Below are 17,206 nucleotides of genomic sequence, written 5' to 3' on the forward strand. Positions count from 1 at the left end.
GCAGGCCGGTCTAAGGAGGACGCGATATGCACATCCACCCGTTGATTACCGACAGCGCGACGCTCGCCAACCTCTGCACCCGCCTCGCCCAGGCCGATTTCATCACGGTCGACACCGAGTTCATGCGAGAGAGCACCTATTGGCCGGAGCTGTGCCTCATCCAGGTCGCCGACGTGAACGAGGCGGCGGCGATCGATCCGCTGGCGCCGGGCCTCGACATGGGCCCGTTGCTCGAGCTGCTCGTCGACAACGAGGACGTGCTAAAGGTCTTCCACGCCGGCGGCCAGGACCTGGAGATCGTCTACAACCTGACCGGCAAGACGCCGCATCCGCTGTTCGACACCCAGGTCGCGGCGATGGCGCTCGGCCAAGGCGAGCAGATCGGCTATTCGAACCTCGTCGACAGCTGGCTCGGCATCCAGGTCGACAAGGGGGCGCGGTTCACAGACTGGTCGCGCCGCCCACTCGACGAGCGCCAGGTCGACTATGCGATCGGCGACGTCACCCACCTGGCGCGGATCTTTCCGTTGATGCTGGAGCGACTGCGCAAGACCGGGCGCGGCGGCTGGCTCGACCAGGAGATGGAGCGGCTGGGCGATCCGGCCAACTACGTCAACGATCCAGAGCTGGCCTGGAAGCGCGTGCGTATTCCCGGCCGCAAACCCGAGGTGCTCGGCCGGCTGAAGGCGCTTGCCCGCTGGCGTGAGATGGAGGCGCAGGCGAAGGACCTGCCGCGCGGACGCATCGTCAAGGACGAGACGCTTGCCGACCTCGCCAGCCATCCGCCGCGGCGCCAGGGCGATCTTGCCAAGGTGCGCGGATTGTCGGCGACCTGGGCGGGCAACGACATCGGCAATCGCCTGATGATCGCGCTGGAGAGCGCGCAGCCCCTGTCGGACGACGAGATGCCGCCGCGCGACGATCGCAAGCCGGGGCTGGGCAAGGACGGCGCGCTCGTGGCCGACTTGCTCAAGCTGCTGCTCAAGATTCGCGCGCGCGACATCGACGTTGCCTCGCGCCTGCTGGCGCGTTCGGACGAGCTGGAGGCGCTGGCCGCGGGTGTCAGGACCGGACTGCCGATGCTGCAGGGTTGGCGCTTCGACCAGTTCGGGCAGGACGCGCTCGATCTCGTCGAGGGGCGACTGGGCTTCGCCGTCCAGGGCGGGAAGCTCAAGATGACGCGAACGGAGGACGCCGCATGAAGACCTGGCCGATCGCCCTGCTGATGCTTGCCGGGTGCGCCGCCGTCGATCGCCCCGAGCCGGTACCCGCCGGGCCGTGCATCGTCAGCGAGCAGGCGCGGATGCGGTTCGTCGGCACCAAATTCCGCGAGCATCAGCGGATGGCCCTTCAACAGGAAACCAGCGCGCGGATCGCGCGCGTGCTGCGTCCCGGCGACGCGGCGACGATGGACCTGCGCCCCGATCGCCTGAACATCCTGGTCGACGATGCCGGCCTGATCGCCGGGCTGCGCTGCGGCTGAGGCGCGCGTGGTCACGCGATTCGCGCGACCGCCTCCAACCCCAGCGCCGCTGCCAGCGCGCCGTGGCGTCGCTGCACCGCCTCGCTGTAGAGCGCGCGATCAGCTTCCTTGAGGGTGAGGACGAGCGTGTCGCCGTCAGCGCTCAGCGACGAGCGCTCGAGCGGCCCGGCCATGCCCGCCGATAGCCGCTGCCCGAACCGGATCGCCATGCCCCAGCGATAGGCGAGCAGCCGTCGTTCCGCGCCGGCGAGCACGGGGATTGGCACAGGCGCCATCTCGTTGCCTCCCAGGCTGCTGTACACCGCCTGCGCCAGCATCGCGCGCTCGGCCGCCTCGATCGCGACCCAATTGCCATGCAGCACGATCTCGGCGCCGCGCTCGTCGCGGAATTCGGGATTGGCGCGCCAGCCGACATCAGCGAGCAGGCAGGCGGCATGACGGACGCGCGCCTCCGCCTCGCTTTCGGCGGCGAACAGCGGCGCGATCCATCGGTCGATCAGGTCGCCATGCTCCGGGAAGCGACCGAGCGCCCGGCCCTCCTCGCGTGCGGCAACGATGAGCGGATCGAGCCGGCGAGTCGCGGCGTCGAGCGCACCGTGGAGCAGGCCTTCGCGCAGGCCAAAGGCCGAGACGATCGCACGATCGCTGCCCAATTCGCGCATCAGCAACGACAGCAGCGCGGCGGCATCGCCCAGCGTAGCGGCCCGCGAGGCCGACAGTTCGGCGATGGCGCGCAGACGCGGCTTGGCGAGATGCGCGATGGTGCGCCCGAGCCGGGTCACCGTCACCGCGCTCATCGCATAGCCATGGATGATCGGCAGCGGGTAGCCCGACTGGTTCATGTCGAGCTTGGCTAGCGCTCGCCACGAACCGCCGACGAGATACACCGGCAGCCCTCGTCCGCGGCCGGCCCAACCCGCCTTCTTGAGCAGCCCGGCGACGAGCCGGTCGAGCCCCTTGCCGCGTTGCCCCGCGATCCGCAGCACGCCGAGCGGAAAGGACGCACGATCGGTCACGGTGCCCGCGACGATCCGCACCAGCTCGAGACTGCCGCCGCCAAGGTCGCCGACGATGCCGTCGGCGTCGGGAATCGCGGACAGGACCCCCTCCCCCGCCGCAACCGCTTCCTGTTCGCCCGACAGCAGCTCGACCGCAAGCCCGAGCGCCTTGGCACTCGCGACGAATTCCGGCCCGTTGCTGGCATCGCGAACAGCGGCGGTGGCGACGACGCGCAGGTCGGCGTCCATTTCCCGCGCGAGCGCCGCGAACCGCGCGAGCGCCGCGGTGCCGGTCGCCATCGCCTCGGCGTCAATCGCCCCGGTGGCGCCCAGGCTGCGGCCAAGCCCGGCCATGACCTTTTCGTTGTAGATGATCGCGGGCACGCGCGGATGGCCCTGGTACACGACCAGGCGCACCGAGTTCGACCCGATGTCGATGATCGCCCGTCGCCCCTCTGCGGGGCGAGCGGCCGGCGACCGGCGCAGGAGCGGCAACGTCAAGATTTGCGGCGCCGCAACGACAGGGTCGGCACGGCATCGCGGGTCAAGGCAGCGCCGCGGCCCGACAGCGACGGGTTGATCATGAAATAGCGGTGCAGGTTGAACGGCTTGTCGCCCGGCTCCTCGCGCACGTAGCGACCATCGGGCTCCAGCTCCCAGCTCTGCTCGTTATCGAGCAGGTTCGCGACCATCACCTGGTCGAGCACCTGGTCGTGGACCGTCGGGTTCTCGATCGGCAGCATATATTCGACGCGCATGTCGAAGTTGCGCGGCATCCAGTCCGCGGACGAGATGAACACCTTCGCCCCGTCGTTCGGCAGCGCCGAGCCATTGCCGAAGGCGAAGACGCGGCTGTGCTCGAGGAAGCGACCGATCACCGACTTCACGCGGATATTGTCCGACACGCCGGGCACGCCGGGTCGCAGGCAGCAGATGCCGCGGATGATGAGCTCCACCTCGACGCCGGCGCTGCTCGCCTCGTACAGCTTCTCGATGATCGCCGGGTCGACCAGCGAATTCATCTTCGCCCACACCATGCCGCATCGGCCGGCACGGGCATTGGCGATCTCAGCATCGATCAGCGTCATCAGCTTGGCGCGCAGATGCTGCGGCGACAGCGACAGCTTGGCGATGTCGGTGGGCTCGACGTAGCCGGTGACGTAGTTGAACATCTGCGCCGCATCGCGCCCGATCCGCGGATCGGCGGTGAAGAAGCTGAGATCGGTGTAGATGCGCGCGGTGACCGGGTGATAGTTGCCGGTGCCGAAGTGGCAGTAGGTGCGGAACTGTGAGCCCTCGCGCCGCACCACCATCGACACCTTGGCATGGGTCTTCCAGTCGAGGAAGCCGTAGACCACCTGCACACCCGCCCGTTCCAGCGCCGCGGCCCAATAGAGGTTCTGCTCCTCGTCGAAGCGCGCGCGCAGCTCGACGACGGCGGTGACCGACTTGCCCGCCTCGGCGGCGGCGATCAGCGCGTTGATGATCGCGGGCTGCTTGCCGGCGCGATAGAGCGTCTGCTTGATCGCGATGACATCGGGATCGGCGGCGGCCTGTTTCAGGAATTCGATGACGACGTCGAACGTCTCATAGGGGTGCTGGACGATGATGTCCTTCGAGCGGATCGCCGCGAAGCAGTCGCCGCCGAATTCGCGGATCCGCTCGGGAAAGCGCGGGACATAGGGCTGGAACTTGAGGTCGGGCCGATCCTCCTCCAGCACCGCGTCGAGGTCGCCGATGCCGAGCAAGTTGCCGCTTTCGGTGATGATCGCATCGGCACCGCCCAGCTCGTCGCGCAGCACGTTGGCGAGCGCGTCGGACAGGCCCGTCTCCAGCTCGAGCCGAATCACCCGGCCGCGGCGGCGGCGCTTGATCGCATTGGCGAAGTAGCGGACCAGATCCTCCGCCTCCTCGTCGATCTCGATGTCGCTGTCGCGCAGCACGCGGAAGGTGCCTGCGCTCTGCACCTCGTAGCCGGGGAAGAGCAGCCTGGCGAAGCGCTTCAGCACCGCCTCGATCGAGATGTAGCGCGGCGTATCGCCTGCCAGCCGAATGAAGCGCGGCGTGCTGGCGGGGATCATGACCAGTTCGCGCACCGGCTCCCTGTCCGAGATGCGGACGAGGTCGAAGATCACCGACAGCCCCTTGTTGGGGATGAACGGGAACGGGTGCGACGGATCAAGCGCCTGCGGGGTCAGGATCGGGAAGATTTGCTCGCGGAAATGCGTCTCCAGCCAGTCGCTCGCCGCCTCGTCCACCTCGTCGCGGCGAAGGACGAAGATACCCGCCTCGTCGAGCAGCACGCGAAGATCGCCCCAAACCGCCTGCTGGCTGGCCATCAGCGCGTCGGCCTCGGCGATGATCGGCACCAGCTGCTGCGCGGCGGTAAGGCCGTCAGCGGAGCGGCGCTCGACCTCCTGTACCTGCTGTCCTTTCAGGCCGGCGACGCGGACCATGAAGAATTCGTCGAGGTTCGAGCCCGAAATCGACAGGAAGCGCAGTCGCTCAAGCAGCGGATGCGCCTCGTTGCACGCCTCCTCGAGGACGCGGCGGTTGAAGGCGAGCCACGACAGCTCGCGATTGAAGTAGCGATCGCTGCCCTGCGCGGCGAAAGTATCGTCGGCGAGCGAGAGGCGGAGGTGCGCGGGGCGTGTCATGGGTTAGTCGCTAGACCCAACCGATGGCGATCCTGTTACGATCCCCGCTTCGGCGAGCACATGGCGCGCGAGTGGAATCGAGAGCCGCTTGCGCCGCTCGACGACGTCCTGTTCGAGCAGGTCGACGACGCGCAGGATCGCCAGGTGGCTCCGCTCGGTGCGGGTGGCGAGCCATTCGATCAGATCGGGGCGGGCATCCAGCCCGCGCCTAGCGAACAGATGGGCGAGCAGCCCACGCATCAGCGCATCGTCTGGCGCCTCGATCGAAAAATGGGGGCTGGCGGCGAGACGTGAGCGCAGATCGGGCAGTGCAACCTCCCAGGCGGGCGGCATCGCCTCGGCGACGATGACGAGTGGCCGGCGCTGCGCCTGCGCGTCGTTCCAGGCGTGGAACAGTTCGGCCTCGTCGTGCCGTTCAGCATCGTCGACGACGCTGCCGCCGCTCTTTGCCGCGAAGATGCGGGCGAGCAGGCTGCGGCCCGACTTGCGCGGTCCCGTGAGCAGCGCGGTCATCACCGGCCAGGCACCCCAATGTTCGAGACCGTGCGCGGCACGCGCGTTGGAGGGTGTCACCAGGAAGCCGTCGTCGCGTGGGTCCGCCGGCCAGCCGAGCGGTAGCGCGATCTGACTCATCCCGCGGGCACCTCCTCCGTCGCCGGAGCGGCTGTTGGCGGCGTGATGGCGGAGCGGCGAATGCGTAGCGTCTGGCCCGAACCCAGCACCTGATAGCCGCGCGCGGTCAGCGCCGCCTTGAAGGCCTCTGGGTCGCCGTCGAGCGTGACCGTCATCAGCGACAGACCACCGAGCGCCAGGCTGGTCGTGATCGCACGGCGCACGCCGGGGATCGAGCGCAGCGCCGATTCGGTGTTGGCGACGGCCGACGCGGTGGGCGTGTCAAACTGTACGGTCACGACAGATCCGGCAGTCGCCGAATCACCGACGATCTCGGCGATCGTATCGCCTCCCTCGATATCGTCGGTCGCCGCCGGGGTCGGATCGGGCAGCGGCGCCAGGCTGGGATCGAAGCCGAGCATGCCGCCGCGTAGCGCGCGCTGGAACATATCATCGAGCCGCTTCACCCCGGCGTCGAGCAGTTGCGGCAGGCCCGCCGCGCTGCCGACGCGAAGCGTCGCGCTGCCCAGATAGCGGTTGTCGGGTCCGTGGCGCGCCTCGAACACGCCGACGATCGGACCGCCGGGATAGGTGCGATAGAGCCGAACGACCGGGATCAGGACGTCGGACGCCCCATATTGGTCGATCACAGTCCGCCACCAGCCGCGTCCCGGCCGCCCGATCTGTCCGGCATTGAGCAGCAGCGAATCGGCGCCGCTTCCCGACGGACGGATGTAATCGACGGCGCTGTTCCCGGTGCGGAACCGCGCCCACGCCTCCTGCCAGGGGTTGCGCCGCTCGAACACCGTCTCGACGCCGCCCGAGACCTGCAATGGGACGACCAGCATCGGCCGCGAGCGATCGGCATAGGCGGCGATGCCGAGCAGCCCGCCCGCCCGCGCGCGATTGAACAGCACGCCGAGCCGCGCGATGTAGCGCGTCGGCCCGATCTGTTCCTTTTCGACGACAATGCCCGACACCATCTGGTCGAGCGTGCCGTCCGACACCAGCTCGCCGCCGCCGCCCAGCCGCCGCGACAGCTGCACCCACGCGCGCCGCTGCGCTAATCGCCAGCCGGCAAACCGCGCAGCGTCAGCCGTCTTTCCCGCCACATCGACGGTGACGCCCGCAACCTCGTAGCTGCCGCCGCTGTCGATCGGGGCGATGCCGCGTCCACCCTCGATCTGGGCAAGCGCCGCCGCTCCGCCAAGCAGGGCGGCGATCGCGATGGCGGTCGTCAGGGGGCGCGCTGGCATGATTGGCAGCCTTTTGACGAAGCGGGCGTGGAAATCCAAGCGCGATGTGGCTAGCAGCACTCCGCATGAGCGACGGACCCTATACCTACGCCGACTCCGGCGTCTCGATTGCCGCGGGAAATGCATTGGTGCGGGCCATCGGCCCCCTCGCCCGCTCGACGCGCCGCAGCGGCGCCGACGCGGACCTCGGCGGCTTCGGCGGCATCTTCGATCTCAAGGCGGCGGGCTTTTCCGATCCGCTGCTGGTCGCGGCGAACGACGGCGTCGGCACCAAGCTGAAGCTCGCGATCGAGCATGAGCGGCACGCCGGCGTCGGCATCGACCTGGTCGCGATGTGCGCCAACGACCTGATCGTCCAGGGCGCCGAGCCGCTGTTCTTCCTCGACTATTACGCCACCGGCCAGCTCGACCAGGGCGTCGCCGAACAGGTGATCGCGTCGATCGCCGAGGGATGCCGTCAGGCCGGTTGCGCACTGATCGGCGGCGAGACCGCTGAAATGCCGGGGATGTACGCCGGCGGCGACTACGACCTCGCCGGCTTCTGCGTCGGCGCGGTCGAGCGTGACCGCCTGTTGACGGGGGCCACGATCGCAGCGGGCGACGTCATCCTTGGCCTCGCTTCGTCGGGTGTCCATTCCAACGGTTTCAGCCTGGTGCGGCGCCTTGCCGCCGACAAGGGATGGAAGCTCGATCGTCCGGCGCTGTTCGACGCCGACCGGCTGCTGATAGATGCGCTGATGGCGCCGACGCGGATCTATGTCGCCAGCATGCTGCCGCTGCTGCGTGCGGGGCGCATCCGCGGGCTCGCGCACATCACCGGTGGCGGACTGCTCGAAAATATTCCGCGCGTCCTGCCCGATGGCGTGCGGGCAGTGGTCGACGCCGATGCCTGGCCGCAGCCGCGACTGATGGCTTTCCTTCAGGCGCAGGGCAATATCGAGCCCGAGGAGATGGCGCGGACGTTCAACTGCGGCATCGGCATGGCCGTCGTCGTGTCGTCGGACGAGGCCGATAGCGTGGCGCAGGCGCTGACCGACGCTGGCGAGACGGTACATCGGATCGGCCGAATCGAGGCGGGGCAGCGGGGCTGCACCGTCCGCGGTTCGGACGAGACGTGGAGTGCGCGCGGTGCCTGGGAAGCCGGCCATGATGCCTGACGTCGCCGATGGCGTCGCGGGGCGGGCCGCGTGACCAAGCGCGTCGGTATCCTGCTGTCCGGTCGCGGATCGAACATGATGGCGCTGGTCGAGTCCGAGCTGTTCGACGTGGCGCTGGTCGCCTCCGACAAGCCCGATGCGCCCGGCATCGCCTGGGCGCGCGACCGCGGCCTCGCCACCTTTGCGCTGTCGCCCAAGGGATTGGGCAAGGCCGCCTATGAGGGGGCGCTCGATCGTGCGCTACGTGATGCGGGCGTCGAGGTGATCGCGCTGGCCGGCTATATGCGGCTGTTGTCCGACCGCTTCGTCGCCGACTGGCGCGGGCGGATCGTCAACATCCATCCGTCGTTGTTGCCCAAGTACAAGGGGCTCGACACGCATGCACGGGCGATCGCCGCCAACGACGGGGTTCATGGCTGCTCGGTGCATGTCGTGACCGAGGTACTGGACGGTGGCGCGGTGCTCGGCCAGGCGGAGGTGCCGATCCTGGCGGGCGACACTCCCGATACGCTGGCGGCCCGCGTGCTCGTCGAGGAGCACCGGCTCTATCCCAAGGTGCTTGCGGAGTTCGTGAACCGATGACCGACACACTGTCCCGCCTGCGCGAGATCGCGCTGCTGCTGCCCGACGTTGAGGAGCGGGAGAGCCACGGCCAGCCGACCTTCTTCGTCGCGGGCAAGCAGTTCGCGCAGTTTCGCGACGATCATCATGGCGATGGCCGCGTGGTGGTGTGCGTGAAGACCAGTGGCGAGGACGAACAGGCGATGCTGCTCGACGCGGCGCCGGACACCTATTCGAAGCCGGCCTATCTCGGCCCCTCGGGATGGGTCGCGATCGACCTGTCGGGCGATGCCGACTGGACGCTGGTCGAGGATCGCGTCGCGCGCAGCTGGGAACTCGCCGCGCCGCGGGCATTGCTGGAGGCTGGCGGGCGATGAGCGAAAGCGCCGAACAGGCTCGTACCCGCCGGCGCTGGATCTCGCTGGCGGAATTCGTTGCGGTCGCCGGCCTGCTGATCGGTGCGCTGACATTGTGGAGCAACTGGTCCGATCGCCGCGCCGATGAGGCGAGCAGGGCGGCCGAGCAGGCCGGCGCGGCGCGAGAGAAGGCACGGATCGAACTCACGGCGAGCGTCGAAGACGACGGCAAGCGGCTGGCGTTGAAGGACGAGCGCCACGACATTGCCGACGCGCGCGTCGTCTTTCCGACCGCCTTGTTGATCGGATCGCAGAGCCCGGCCGGCGATCCCGTGATCGACGCGGCCTGGTTCGAGAAGCAGATACTGAGGATGACCGACGGCGGCCCCGACGACCGCACCGGCCGCCTGCCGGTTCTGCTGACGCTGCGCTATTGGGACGACGACGTCGAGCGGTCCGCGACCGGCATCTATGACGTCATCTGGAGCACGCATGGCCGCCGGCTGTTCGGCCGCGCGCTGAAGGTCGAGGGGCTGAAGCTGCGCCAGCGCGGTGGCGATCAGGCGGCGCTCGACAAGGCCTGGGCGCGCCTCAAGCCCTAAAGGGACCGCCCGTAGATGAAGTCGTCGTGCCACGTGGCGCCGACGAGGAAGCGGCGCGTGCCGATGATGGTGAAGCCCTGCCGCTCGTAGAAGCGATGCGCACGGGTGTTGCCGCCATAGACACCGAGCAGCAGCCGTTCGGCGCCGCGCTCGCGGGCACCCTCGATCGCATCCGCCATCAGCGCCGCGCCGAGGCCGCCGCCGTGGAACCGCGACAGCGCGTAGATCCGTCGCAGCTCGAGGTCGCGATCATCAGTGTCGACGGGAAGATCGGGCGGCGTCACCACCGCATAGCCGATCGGGGCATGGCCGGCGTTCGTCTCCGCCAGCGTCAGCGCGCAACGGTCATCGGCCAGCCAGGCGGCAAAGGCGGCGGTGCTGCTCTTGGCGGCACAGTGCGTGACGATATCGGGACCGGCGAGGATGCCGGCGAAGGTTTCCAGAAAGCTGGCCCCCGCGACGAGCGACAGCGCGGGCGCATCGCCCTCGCCGGCCCGCCGCAGGCGCCAGTCGGCCATGTCAGCCGACAATCTCTTCCGGCTTGAAGAAGTAGGCGATCTCGATCGCGGCATTCTCGTCCGAGTCCGATCCGTGGACCGAGTTCGCCTCGATCGACTCGGCCAGCTCCTTGCGGATGGTGCCCGGCTCGGCATTCTCGGGGTTGGTCGCGCCCATGATGTCGCGATTACGCTGCACGGCATTCTCGCCCTCGAGCACCTGGACGACGACCGGGCCCGAAATCATGAAGCTGACGAGGTCGTTGAAGAACGGACGCTCCTTGTGGACCGCGTAGAAGCCCTCGGCCTGCTCCTTGGTCATCTGGATGCGCTTCGAGGCGACGACGCGCAGGCCTGCCTCCTCCAGCATCTTGGTGACCGCGCCGGTCAGGTTGCGGCGGGTGGCGTCGGGCTTGATGATCGAAAAGGTACGGTTCGCGGCCATGACGGTCACGTGCTCCTGCGTTGCTGATTGCGGAAAAGTGGCGCTGCCCTAGTCTTCGTCCCTCGGCGATGCAAGCGGGGGGGGCGACGATGACCGACGCGACGGCTGGAGAGGCGACGAGCGATCGCCGGCGACGGCGGCGCTTCGGCCGAGAAATCGGCAGTATCGCGCTGGGGGTTCTGATCGCGCTGGCGATCGGCGAAGTCGCCGATGCGATCCGCTGGCGCCTGAGGCTCGACCGGAGCGCCGCGGCGATGCGTACCGAAATGGCCGGCAACCGGTTCAACCTGGGCGAGCGCTGGCTGCTTCGGCCCTGCGTGGCGCGACGATTGGACGAGATCGAACGGCTGATCGCAGCTAGGCGGACCGGAGCGGTCCTGCCGATGATCGCCTCGATCGGGCGGCCTCCGGACCGCGTCAGCGAGCGCGCCGCCTTCGATGTCGCTTTGTCGGACGGCGTATTGCTCCACGCGCCGATCGGCGAGGCGCGCGACATCGCGCTCGCCTATTCAGTCACGGTCGACGATTTTGCCCGCGAGAGCGAGGCGGAGCCGAACGCGTGGACCACCCTGGCGATAATCGAGCGATCGCCGGGTCCCATCGACGGCGATACGGTCCTGACGCTTCGGCAGGCGCTGGGAGTGGCCCGTGCATCCGCCCACGCGATCGAAACAACGATCCACCGCTCCGACCGACTGTTGGCCGGGAAGCGCGTCCCCATTGAATTTGGGCGTTACGTCGACGCTAGCGGTTTGTCGGCATCGCTCGCTGCATCCGCTATCCGCCGCCCGCTCACCTAAGCGACATTCTCCCACCGACCCGCGTCGTTCTGCTTCCAGTAGCGGCGTTCGACGCCATCGCGGTCGGCGAGCGACTTCCACGCCGCCCGCGCACCGCGGATCGCGTCATCGTCGAAGAAATGGAAGGCGCGGTCGAAGTCGAGCGCGTCGTCGCGCCATTCCCCGTCGACGATCGCGACGTTGCGCGCTCGGTTGGCGGCGTTGACGTCGCCGGCGATCAGTATCGGTTGGGCGGCATCGTCACCGGTGCCGATCCTGGCGTGGGGCAGGAAGCTGTCGGGTGCATAGCTCCATAGCAGCGCGTCGAGCGCGACCTGCTGCGCCTCATTCGACGAGACGATCAGCAGGCGCTCGCCGGTCGCAACGACCTTGTCGGCGATCTGCGGCAGCACGCGTTCGAGGGGCATGCGGGTCAGGTGATAGAAGTCGACCCGCATGGCCCTCCCCGCTCCCTCAGCGCTCGTGCCGCTCGGCGATGAAGCGGTCGAGCAGGCGGACGCCATAGCCGGTCGCGCCCTTCTCGTAGGTCGAGCCCGGCTTGTCGGACCACACCATACCGGCGATGTCGAGATGCGCCCACTTCACGCCGTCGTTGACATAGCGCTGGAGGAACTGCGCCGCGGTGATCGAGCCGGCGCCGCGCGGGCCCACGTTCTTCATGTCCGCGATCGGACTATCGATCAGCTTGTCGTAGGCCGCCGCCAGCGGGAAGCGCCACAGCTTGTCGCCGGTTGCCAGGCTGGCGGCGGTGAGCATCTCGGCGAGTGCATCGTCATTGGCGAACAGGCCGCCAAATTCGTTGCCGAGGCTGACAATCATCGCGCCGGTGAGCGTGGCGAGGTCGACGATCGTCTTGGGCTTATGCGTACGCTGGACCCAGGTGATCGCGTCGCACAGCACCAGCCGCCCTTCGGCGTCGGTGTTGATGACCTCGACCGTTTGCCCGGACATCGACGTCACGACGTCGCCGGGCCGCTGGGCATTGCCGTCGGGCATATTCTCGACGAGGCCCATGACGCCGATAACGTTAGCCTTCGCCTTGCGCTGGGCGAGTGCGCGCATCGTCCCCGCCACGGCGCCGGCGCCGCCCATGTCCCACTTCATGTCCTCCATGCCGGCCGCGGGCTTGATCGAGATGCCGCCGGTATCGAAGGTCACGCCTTTACCGACGAGCGCGGTCAAGTCGCCGTCCGCGCCGCCGTTCCACTTCAGCGCAAGCAGCCGAGCGTCGCGGCGCGACCCCTGCGACACGCCGAGCAGCGCGCCCATGCCGAGGTCGTGCATCGCCGCCTCGTCGAGCACGGTTACCTCCAGGCCGAGACCGTCGACGTCCTTCAGTACCCACTCGACGAAGCTTTCGGGATACAGGACGTTGGGCGGCGCCGAGACGAGCGTCTTGGTCAGCGCCAGGCCGGCGGTCAGCGCTTCCTGCGCCGCCCATGCCGCCTCGGTCCCGGCGGGTGCGCCGGCGATCGTCACCTCGGTCAGCGTCGGCTTCTGCTTTTCGGGCAGCTTGGTGCGATAGACGTCATAGCGCCACGCGCGCTGCGCGATCGCGCCTGCGAACCGCGCGGCCGCGGCAGTGCTGGGCGCCTCCGTAATGGCCGAAAGGTCGACCGCGACGCTCGTTGCGCCCGATGCCAGCAGCTTGGCGGTGATGGCGCCGCCGGCCTTTTCCCAGTCCGGCTCGGCGCCGCCGCCAACGCCGACCAGAATCACGCGGCGGGTGCCGCCCGAGGCCGGCACCACCGCATCGACGATGCCGCCCGCCTCTCCCTCGAACCGCTGCGCGCTTGCCGCCGCTTTGACCAGCGCGGCGTTCTCGCCCAGCGCATCGGCGGCGATCCGGTCGATACCGTCCTTCGCGACGGGCAGGACGACGGCAGCGGTGTCGGCGTGGAGGGAGGCGACGAAACGAACCTGCATGAGCATCAAACCTTGGGATTGCGACAATGATCCAGTCCTAGGCGCTCTTGGCGATCAAGCAAAGCACGGCGATTGCAGTCGGACCGGGGCAATGCAATAGCGGCGAACGCGCGCCGTTCAGGGCGGCGACGCGGTACGCCAGCGAGCGTCGAAAGGGCGAAAACCGAGTGTTGCGTAACCACTTCCTGGCCAGTTGTGCCCTGCCGCTCGCGCTGGTGGCGACGGCGCCGGCGATGGCGCAGGACCTGACCCAGCGTGACGTGGCCCCGCCCCCACCGCCCGCCGCCGATGCGCCGCCGGCTGAGGATCAGGTGAAGTTCAGCGCCGGTCAGTTGGAGTACGACCTCAACGAAGACGTCGTCACGGCGACCGGCGACGTGCGGATGTATCGCACCGGTGACCGGTTGCGGGCCGACAAGGTTGTGTGGAACCGCAAGACCGGGAAGGTCGTCGCGACCGGCGATATCGCCGTCACCAATCCCGACGGCGACGTCGCCTATGGCGATTCGATCGAGCTGACCGATTCGCTGAAGGACGGCGTGATCGACAACATGCTCGTCGTCCTGTCGGAGGGCGGTCGGCTCGCGGCGGAGAAGGGCACCCGCGACCAGGACGGCACGATGCGGCTCGTCCGGGCGGCGTACACGCCCTGTTCGGTGACCGGGCTGAACGGCTGTCCCAAGAACCCGTCGTGGAAGATCACCGCGGTCAGCGTCACCTATCGTCCGGACCGCGAGCGTATCTACTACGGTGGCGGGTCGTTCCACCTGTTCGGGCTGCCGGGCATCCCACTGCCGCGCTTTTCGAACCCGATCGGCCAGGGAGCGGACAGCGGCTTGCTGACTCCGATCATCCGCTACAACCAGGTCAACGGCGTCGAGGTGGCGACGCCCTATTACTTCCGCCTCGCGCCCAATCGCGGGCTGACGGTAACGCCGCACATCTATTCGTCGGTGCTGCCGATGCTCCAGGTCGACTATTCGGCCCTGAACGACAAGGGCGCCTTCCGCGTCACCGGCTATGCCACCGAAAGTCGGCGCAGCGACGACCTGTTGACCCAGACGCCGACCGACACGCGCCGCGCCTTTCGCGGCTATCTGGACGGCATCGGCCGCTACCAATTCTCGCCGGAATGGAGCCTGAGCGGCTCGCTGCGCCTGACGACCGACCGCACCTTTCTGCGCCGCTACGACATCTCGCGCGACGATCGACTGCGCACGACGGCGTCGCTCGAGCATATCGACGCCGACAGCTATTTCGCGGTCAACGGCTGGTACGTGCAGACGATGCGGGTCAACGATCCGCAGGGGCAGCAGCCGATTGCGATCCCCGAGATCGACTATCGCCGGATTGTCCGCAACAGCGTGCTCGGCGGCCAATTCTTGTTCCAGGCGAACAGCGTCGCGCTGACCCGGCCCGATGGCCAGGACACGCAGCGCGCCTTCGCCAGCGTCCGCTGGGACCTGCGCAAGCTGACGCGCTGGGGCCAGGAGGTGACGTTCACCGGCCTCGCGCGGGGCGACGTCTACCACACCGCCGATTCGCTGCTGAGCCCGCTGGTCTATCGCGGCGAGGACGGCGTCCACACCCGCGGTATCGCGGTCGCGGCGATGGACGTCAAATGGCCGCTCGCCGGCTCGTTCCTGGGCGGCAGCCAGCGGCTGACCCCGCATATCCAGATCGTCGCCGCCCCGCGGCTGGAAAATTTCGCGGTGCCCAACGAGGATTCGCGCGCGGTCGACCTCGATACGTCGAACCTCTTCGATCTGAATCGCTTCCCCGGCTACGACCGGTTCGAGGACAGCAGCCGCGTCACCTATGGCGCGGAATGGGCGGTCACCCTGCCCGGCATTACGCTCGATGCCGTCATCGGCCAAAGCTATCGTCTCTCGGAGCGCCCGACGATCCTGTACGACGGAACGGGGTTGAGCGATCGCTGGTCGGACTTCGTCGGCCGCACCGAACTGCGCATCCGCGACTTTGTGTCGATCATCCACCGTTATCGGCTCGACAAGGATGGCTTTGCGGTGCGCCGCAACGAGATCGACGCGACCATTGGATCGCGTGGCACCTATATCCTGGCAGGCTATCTTCGCCTCAACCGCAATATCCTGCCGACGATCGAGGATCTTCAGGACCGCGAGGAAGGCCGGCTGGCGGGGCGCGTCGCGATCGGTAACTTCTGGTCGCTGTTCGGGTCGACCGTCGTCGATCTCACCAGCCGGCGCGAGGATCCCTTGTCGACCTCCGACGGCTTCTCGCCGATCCGGCATCGGCTGGGCGTGCAATATGAGGACGACTGCCTTCGCCTCGGCCTGACGTGGCGGCGCGACTATCGCGTGGTCGGCGACGCCCGCGCCGGCAACGCCGTCCTGTTCACGCTGGCGTTGAAGACACTCGGGCGCTAAGCCCGCATTCAGCCAGCCTTGGGCATGCGGGTGAGGATGCGCGCGACCGGCGCGCCGGCATGGGGTAAGTTCTAAACGTGATTCATCTTGTTCGATCGACGGCGACGCTTCGCCGTGCCCTGGCCTGCAGCGCGCTGGCCGCCGTGTCGGCCGTCGCGATGGCGCAGAGCGTCCCCGAAGCGCCGCAGTCGACGACCGGCAATCTCGACATCCCGGCGAATCTGCAGATCTTCGGCAAGCTGGACCCGAACGTCCGCAAGCCGACCGCGATCGTCAACGACACGGTCATCACCGGCACCGACGTCGATCAGCGCATCGGCCTGCTCGCGCTCGCCAACAAGACGACGCTGGCGCAGATCCCGCCGGACCAGCTCAACGCCCTGAAGCTCCAGGTGCTTCGCCAGCTGATCGACGAGACGCTGGAGATCCAGGAGGCGAAGACCGCCGAGATTACCATCACCGCCAACGAGATGAACCAGAGCATCGCCGGCATCGCCCAGCGTTTCGGTTACAGCCGCGACCAGCTGCGCACCGAGCTGCGCAAGGCGGGTTCGTCGGAAGCGTCGCTTCGCCGGCAGATCGAAGCCGAGCTCGCCTGGCAGCGTTACCTGCGCAAGCGGATCGAACCGCTGGTCAACGTCGGTGACGAGGAGGTCAAGGGCATCCTCAGCCGGCTCGAGCAGGCGAAGGGCACGCAGGAATTCAACCTGCGCGAAATCTATTTGGCGGCCAATGACGCCGACCAGCAGCAGGTGTTCGCCAAGGCGCGCGAGATGATCGCCGAGATCCAGAAGGGCCAGCAACCGTTCGAATATTTCGCGCGCAACTTCTCCGAGGCCTCGACCCGCGCGGTCGGTGGTGACCTTGGCTGGGTGCGCGCCTCGACGCTGCCCGGGCCGCTTGCCGAGGCGGCGCAGCAGATGCAGACCGGCCAGGTCGTCGGTCCGATCGCGACGCCCGGTGGCTTTTCGATCCTCTACCTCGTCGATAAGCGCCAGCTCGGCGCCGCCGATCCGCGCGACGCCAAGCTCAGCCTGAAGCAGCTGACGGTCCGCTTCCCCGCCGGCACCACCGAGCCGCAGGCTCAAGGGCGTGCGGCCGAGTTCGCCAAGACGCTGCGCACGATCCAGGGCTGCGGCACCGTCGAGAAGGTCGCCAAGACCATCGGTGCCGAGGTTGTCGACAACGATACCGTCCGCGTCCGCGACTTGCCGCCGCAGTTGCAGGACATCATCTTAAAGCTTCAGGTCGGCCAGGCAACGCCGCCGTTCGGTTCGCCGCAGGAGGGCGTTCGCGCGCTCGTGCTGTGCGGTCGCGACGATCCCAAGGCGGGCGACCTGCCGCGTGCCGACCAGATCCAGGGGCAGCTGGAGCAGCAGCGCGTCAACCTGCGCGCGCAGAGCAAGCTGCGCGATCTTCGCCGCGATGCGGTCATCGAGTATCGCTGA

At 68.2% G+C, this 17,206-nt stretch carries 17 protein-coding genes; 9 read left to right on the forward strand and 8 right to left on the reverse strand.

Annotated elements, in window-relative coordinates; translation table 11 throughout:
* Positions 1-26: 26 nt before the first annotated feature.
* A complete protein-coding gene (gene rnd, locus GGQ80_RS09760; RefSeq protein WP_183984248.1) occupies positions 27-1,202 on the forward strand; it encodes a ribonuclease D in 1,176 nt (391 codons plus the stop codon).
* A complete protein-coding gene (locus GGQ80_RS09765; protein ID WP_183984250.1) occupies positions 1,199-1,483 on the forward strand; it encodes an I78 family peptidase inhibitor in 285 nt (94 codons plus the stop codon). The genes rnd and GGQ80_RS09765 overlap by 4 nt, the downstream gene beginning before the upstream one ends.
* 11 nt (positions 1,484-1,494) lie before the next feature.
* On the opposite strand, the gene GGQ80_RS09770 is transcribed toward GGQ80_RS09765, so the two are convergent.
* From GGQ80_RS09770 to GGQ80_RS09785, 4 genes are read right to left on the reverse strand one after another with little or no spacing between them, the layout of a single operon-like run.
* A complete protein-coding gene (locus GGQ80_RS09770; RefSeq protein WP_183984252.1) occupies positions 1,495-2,982 on the reverse strand; it encodes a Ppx/GppA phosphatase family protein in 1,488 nt (495 codons plus the stop codon).
* A complete protein-coding gene (locus GGQ80_RS09775; RefSeq protein WP_183984254.1) occupies positions 2,979-5,138 on the reverse strand; it encodes an RNA degradosome polyphosphate kinase in 2,160 nt (719 codons plus the stop codon). Before GGQ80_RS09775 ends, GGQ80_RS09770 begins: the two co-directional genes overlap by 4 nt.
* A gap of 3 nt (positions 5,139-5,141) precedes the next feature.
* Positions 5,142-5,771 (reverse strand): P-loop NTPase family protein, encoded by a 630-nt coding sequence (locus tag GGQ80_RS09780; RefSeq protein WP_183984256.1) that lies wholly within the window; start codon positions 5,769-5,771, stop codon positions 5,142-5,144.
* Positions 5,768-7,006 (reverse strand): heavy-metal-associated domain-containing protein, encoded by a 1,239-nt coding sequence (locus GGQ80_RS09785; protein WP_183984258.1) that lies wholly within the window; start codon positions 7,004-7,006, stop codon positions 5,768-5,770. The genes GGQ80_RS09780 and GGQ80_RS09785 overlap by 4 nt, the downstream gene beginning before the upstream one ends.
* A 65-nt stretch (positions 7,007-7,071) precedes the next feature.
* Between GGQ80_RS09785 and purM the strand changes: the two genes are divergently transcribed.
* The 4 genes from purM (at position 7,072) to GGQ80_RS09805 (ending at position 9,682) form a co-directional block, all read left to right on the forward strand.
* Complete coding sequence (gene purM, locus GGQ80_RS09790) at positions 7,072-8,163, forward strand: phosphoribosylformylglycinamidine cyclo-ligase (protein WP_183984260.1); 1,092 nt, start codon at positions 7,072-7,074, stop codon at positions 8,161-8,163.
* A gap of 75 nt (positions 8,164-8,238) precedes the next feature.
* Positions 8,239-8,745: a phosphoribosylglycinamide formyltransferase gene (gene purN, locus GGQ80_RS09795; protein WP_183984672.1), complete on the forward strand. Its 507-nt coding sequence runs from the start codon at positions 8,239-8,241 to the stop codon at positions 8,743-8,745.
* The gene (locus tag GGQ80_RS09800; protein WP_183984262.1) at positions 8,742-9,101 is read left to right on the forward strand and encodes an MmcQ/YjbR family DNA-binding protein; all 360 of its coding nucleotides are present in this window, start codon (positions 8,742-8,744) and stop codon (positions 9,099-9,101) included. The genes purN and GGQ80_RS09800 overlap by 4 nt, the downstream gene beginning before the upstream one ends.
* Positions 9,098-9,682, forward strand: coding sequence for a hypothetical protein (locus GGQ80_RS09805; protein ID WP_183984264.1), 585 nt, complete (start codon positions 9,098-9,100; stop codon positions 9,680-9,682). Before GGQ80_RS09800 ends, GGQ80_RS09805 begins: the two co-directional genes overlap by 4 nt.
* Here GGQ80_RS09805 and GGQ80_RS09810 read toward each other — a convergent pair.
* Together GGQ80_RS09810 and ndk are read right to left on the reverse strand one after the other, a co-directional pair.
* A complete protein-coding gene (locus GGQ80_RS09810; RefSeq protein ID WP_183984266.1) occupies positions 9,679-10,200 on the reverse strand; it encodes a GNAT family N-acetyltransferase in 522 nt (173 codons plus the stop codon). The two genes, GGQ80_RS09805 and GGQ80_RS09810, sit on opposite strands and share 4 nt — an antisense overlap.
* 1 nt (position 10,201) lies before the next feature.
* Positions 10,202-10,624 (reverse strand): nucleoside-diphosphate kinase, encoded by a 423-nt coding sequence (ndk, locus tag GGQ80_RS09815; protein ID WP_183984674.1) that lies wholly within the window; start codon positions 10,622-10,624, stop codon positions 10,202-10,204.
* Positions 10,625-10,713: 89 nt separating this feature from the next.
* Here ndk and GGQ80_RS09820 point away from each other — a divergent pair, with 89 nt between their 5' ends.
* Complete coding sequence (locus tag GGQ80_RS09820) at positions 10,714-11,424, forward strand: hypothetical protein (RefSeq protein ID WP_183984268.1); 711 nt, start codon at positions 10,714-10,716, stop codon at positions 11,422-11,424.
* On the opposite strand, the gene GGQ80_RS09825 is transcribed toward GGQ80_RS09820, so the two are convergent.
* The gene (locus GGQ80_RS09825) at positions 11,421-11,861 is read right to left on the reverse strand and encodes a DNA polymerase III subunit chi (RefSeq protein ID WP_183984270.1); all 441 of its coding nucleotides are present in this window, start codon (positions 11,859-11,861) and stop codon (positions 11,421-11,423) included. The two genes, GGQ80_RS09820 and GGQ80_RS09825, sit on opposite strands and share 4 nt — an antisense overlap.
* A 16-nt stretch (positions 11,862-11,877) precedes the next feature.
* Complete coding sequence (locus tag GGQ80_RS09830; protein WP_183984272.1) at positions 11,878-13,350, reverse strand: leucyl aminopeptidase; 1,473 nt, start codon at positions 13,348-13,350, stop codon at positions 11,878-11,880.
* Between the two features lie 233 nt (positions 13,351-13,583).
* Between GGQ80_RS09830 and GGQ80_RS09835 the strand changes: the two genes are divergently transcribed.
* On the forward strand, positions 13,584-15,758 hold the full coding sequence (locus GGQ80_RS09835; protein ID WP_183984676.1) for an LPS-assembly protein LptD: 2,175 nt from the start codon (positions 13,584-13,586) through the stop codon (positions 15,756-15,758).
* Positions 15,759-15,916: 158 nt separating this feature from the next.
* Positions 15,917-17,206 carry a peptidylprolyl isomerase gene (locus GGQ80_RS09840; RefSeq protein WP_183984678.1) on the forward strand — a complete coding sequence of 430 codons (1,290 nt, stop codon included), beginning with the start codon at positions 15,917-15,919 and terminating at the stop codon, positions 17,204-17,206.

The sequence above is a fragment of the Sphingomonas jinjuensis genome, from assembly GCF_014197105.1.
Lineage (GTDB): Bacteria > Pseudomonadota > Alphaproteobacteria > Sphingomonadales > Sphingomonadaceae > Sphingomonas > Sphingomonas jinjuensis.

Coding starts and splice junctions, on each gene's coding strand:
- rnd (WP_183984248.1), top strand. CDS start 27: ATGCACATCCACCCGTTGATTACCGACAGCGCGACGCTCGCCAACCTC.
- GGQ80_RS09765 (WP_183984250.1), top strand. CDS start 1,199: ATGAAGACCTGGCCGATCGCCCTGCTGATGCTTGCCGGGTGCGCCGCC.
- GGQ80_RS09775 (WP_183984254.1), bottom strand. CDS start 5,138: ATGACACGCCCCGCGCACCTCCGCCTCTCGCTCGCCGACGATACTTTC.
- GGQ80_RS09780 (WP_183984256.1), bottom strand. CDS start 5,771: ATGAGTCAGATCGCGCTACCGCTCGGCTGGCCGGCGGACCCACGCGAC.
- GGQ80_RS09785 (WP_183984258.1), bottom strand. CDS start 7,006: ATGCCAGCGCGCCCCCTGACGACCGCCATCGCGATCGCCGCCCTGCTT.
- purM (WP_183984260.1), top strand. CDS start 7,072: ATGAGCGACGGACCCTATACCTACGCCGACTCCGGCGTCTCGATTGCC.
- purN (WP_183984672.1), top strand. CDS start 8,239: ATGATGGCGCTGGTCGAGTCCGAGCTGTTCGACGTGGCGCTGGTCGCC.
- GGQ80_RS09800 (WP_183984262.1), top strand. CDS start 8,742: ATGACCGACACACTGTCCCGCCTGCGCGAGATCGCGCTGCTGCTGCCC.
- GGQ80_RS09805 (WP_183984264.1), top strand. CDS start 9,098: ATGAGCGAAAGCGCCGAACAGGCTCGTACCCGCCGGCGCTGGATCTCG.
- GGQ80_RS09810 (WP_183984266.1), bottom strand. CDS start 10,200: ATGGCCGACTGGCGCCTGCGGCGGGCCGGCGAGGGCGATGCGCCCGCG.
- ndk (WP_183984674.1), bottom strand. CDS start 10,624: ATGGCCGCGAACCGTACCTTTTCGATCATCAAGCCCGACGCCACCCGC.
- GGQ80_RS09820 (WP_183984268.1), top strand. CDS start 10,714: ATGACCGACGCGACGGCTGGAGAGGCGACGAGCGATCGCCGGCGACGG.
- GGQ80_RS09825 (WP_183984270.1), bottom strand. CDS start 11,861: ATGCGGGTCGACTTCTATCACCTGACCCGCATGCCCCTCGAACGCGTG.
- GGQ80_RS09830 (WP_183984272.1), bottom strand. CDS start 13,350: ATGCAGGTTCGTTTCGTCGCCTCCCTCCACGCCGACACCGCTGCCGTC.
- GGQ80_RS09835 (WP_183984676.1), top strand. CDS start 13,584: ATGGCGCAGGACCTGACCCAGCGTGACGTGGCCCCGCCCCCACCGCCC.
- GGQ80_RS09840 (WP_183984678.1), top strand. CDS start 15,917: ATGGCGCAGAGCGTCCCCGAAGCGCCGCAGTCGACGACCGGCAATCTC.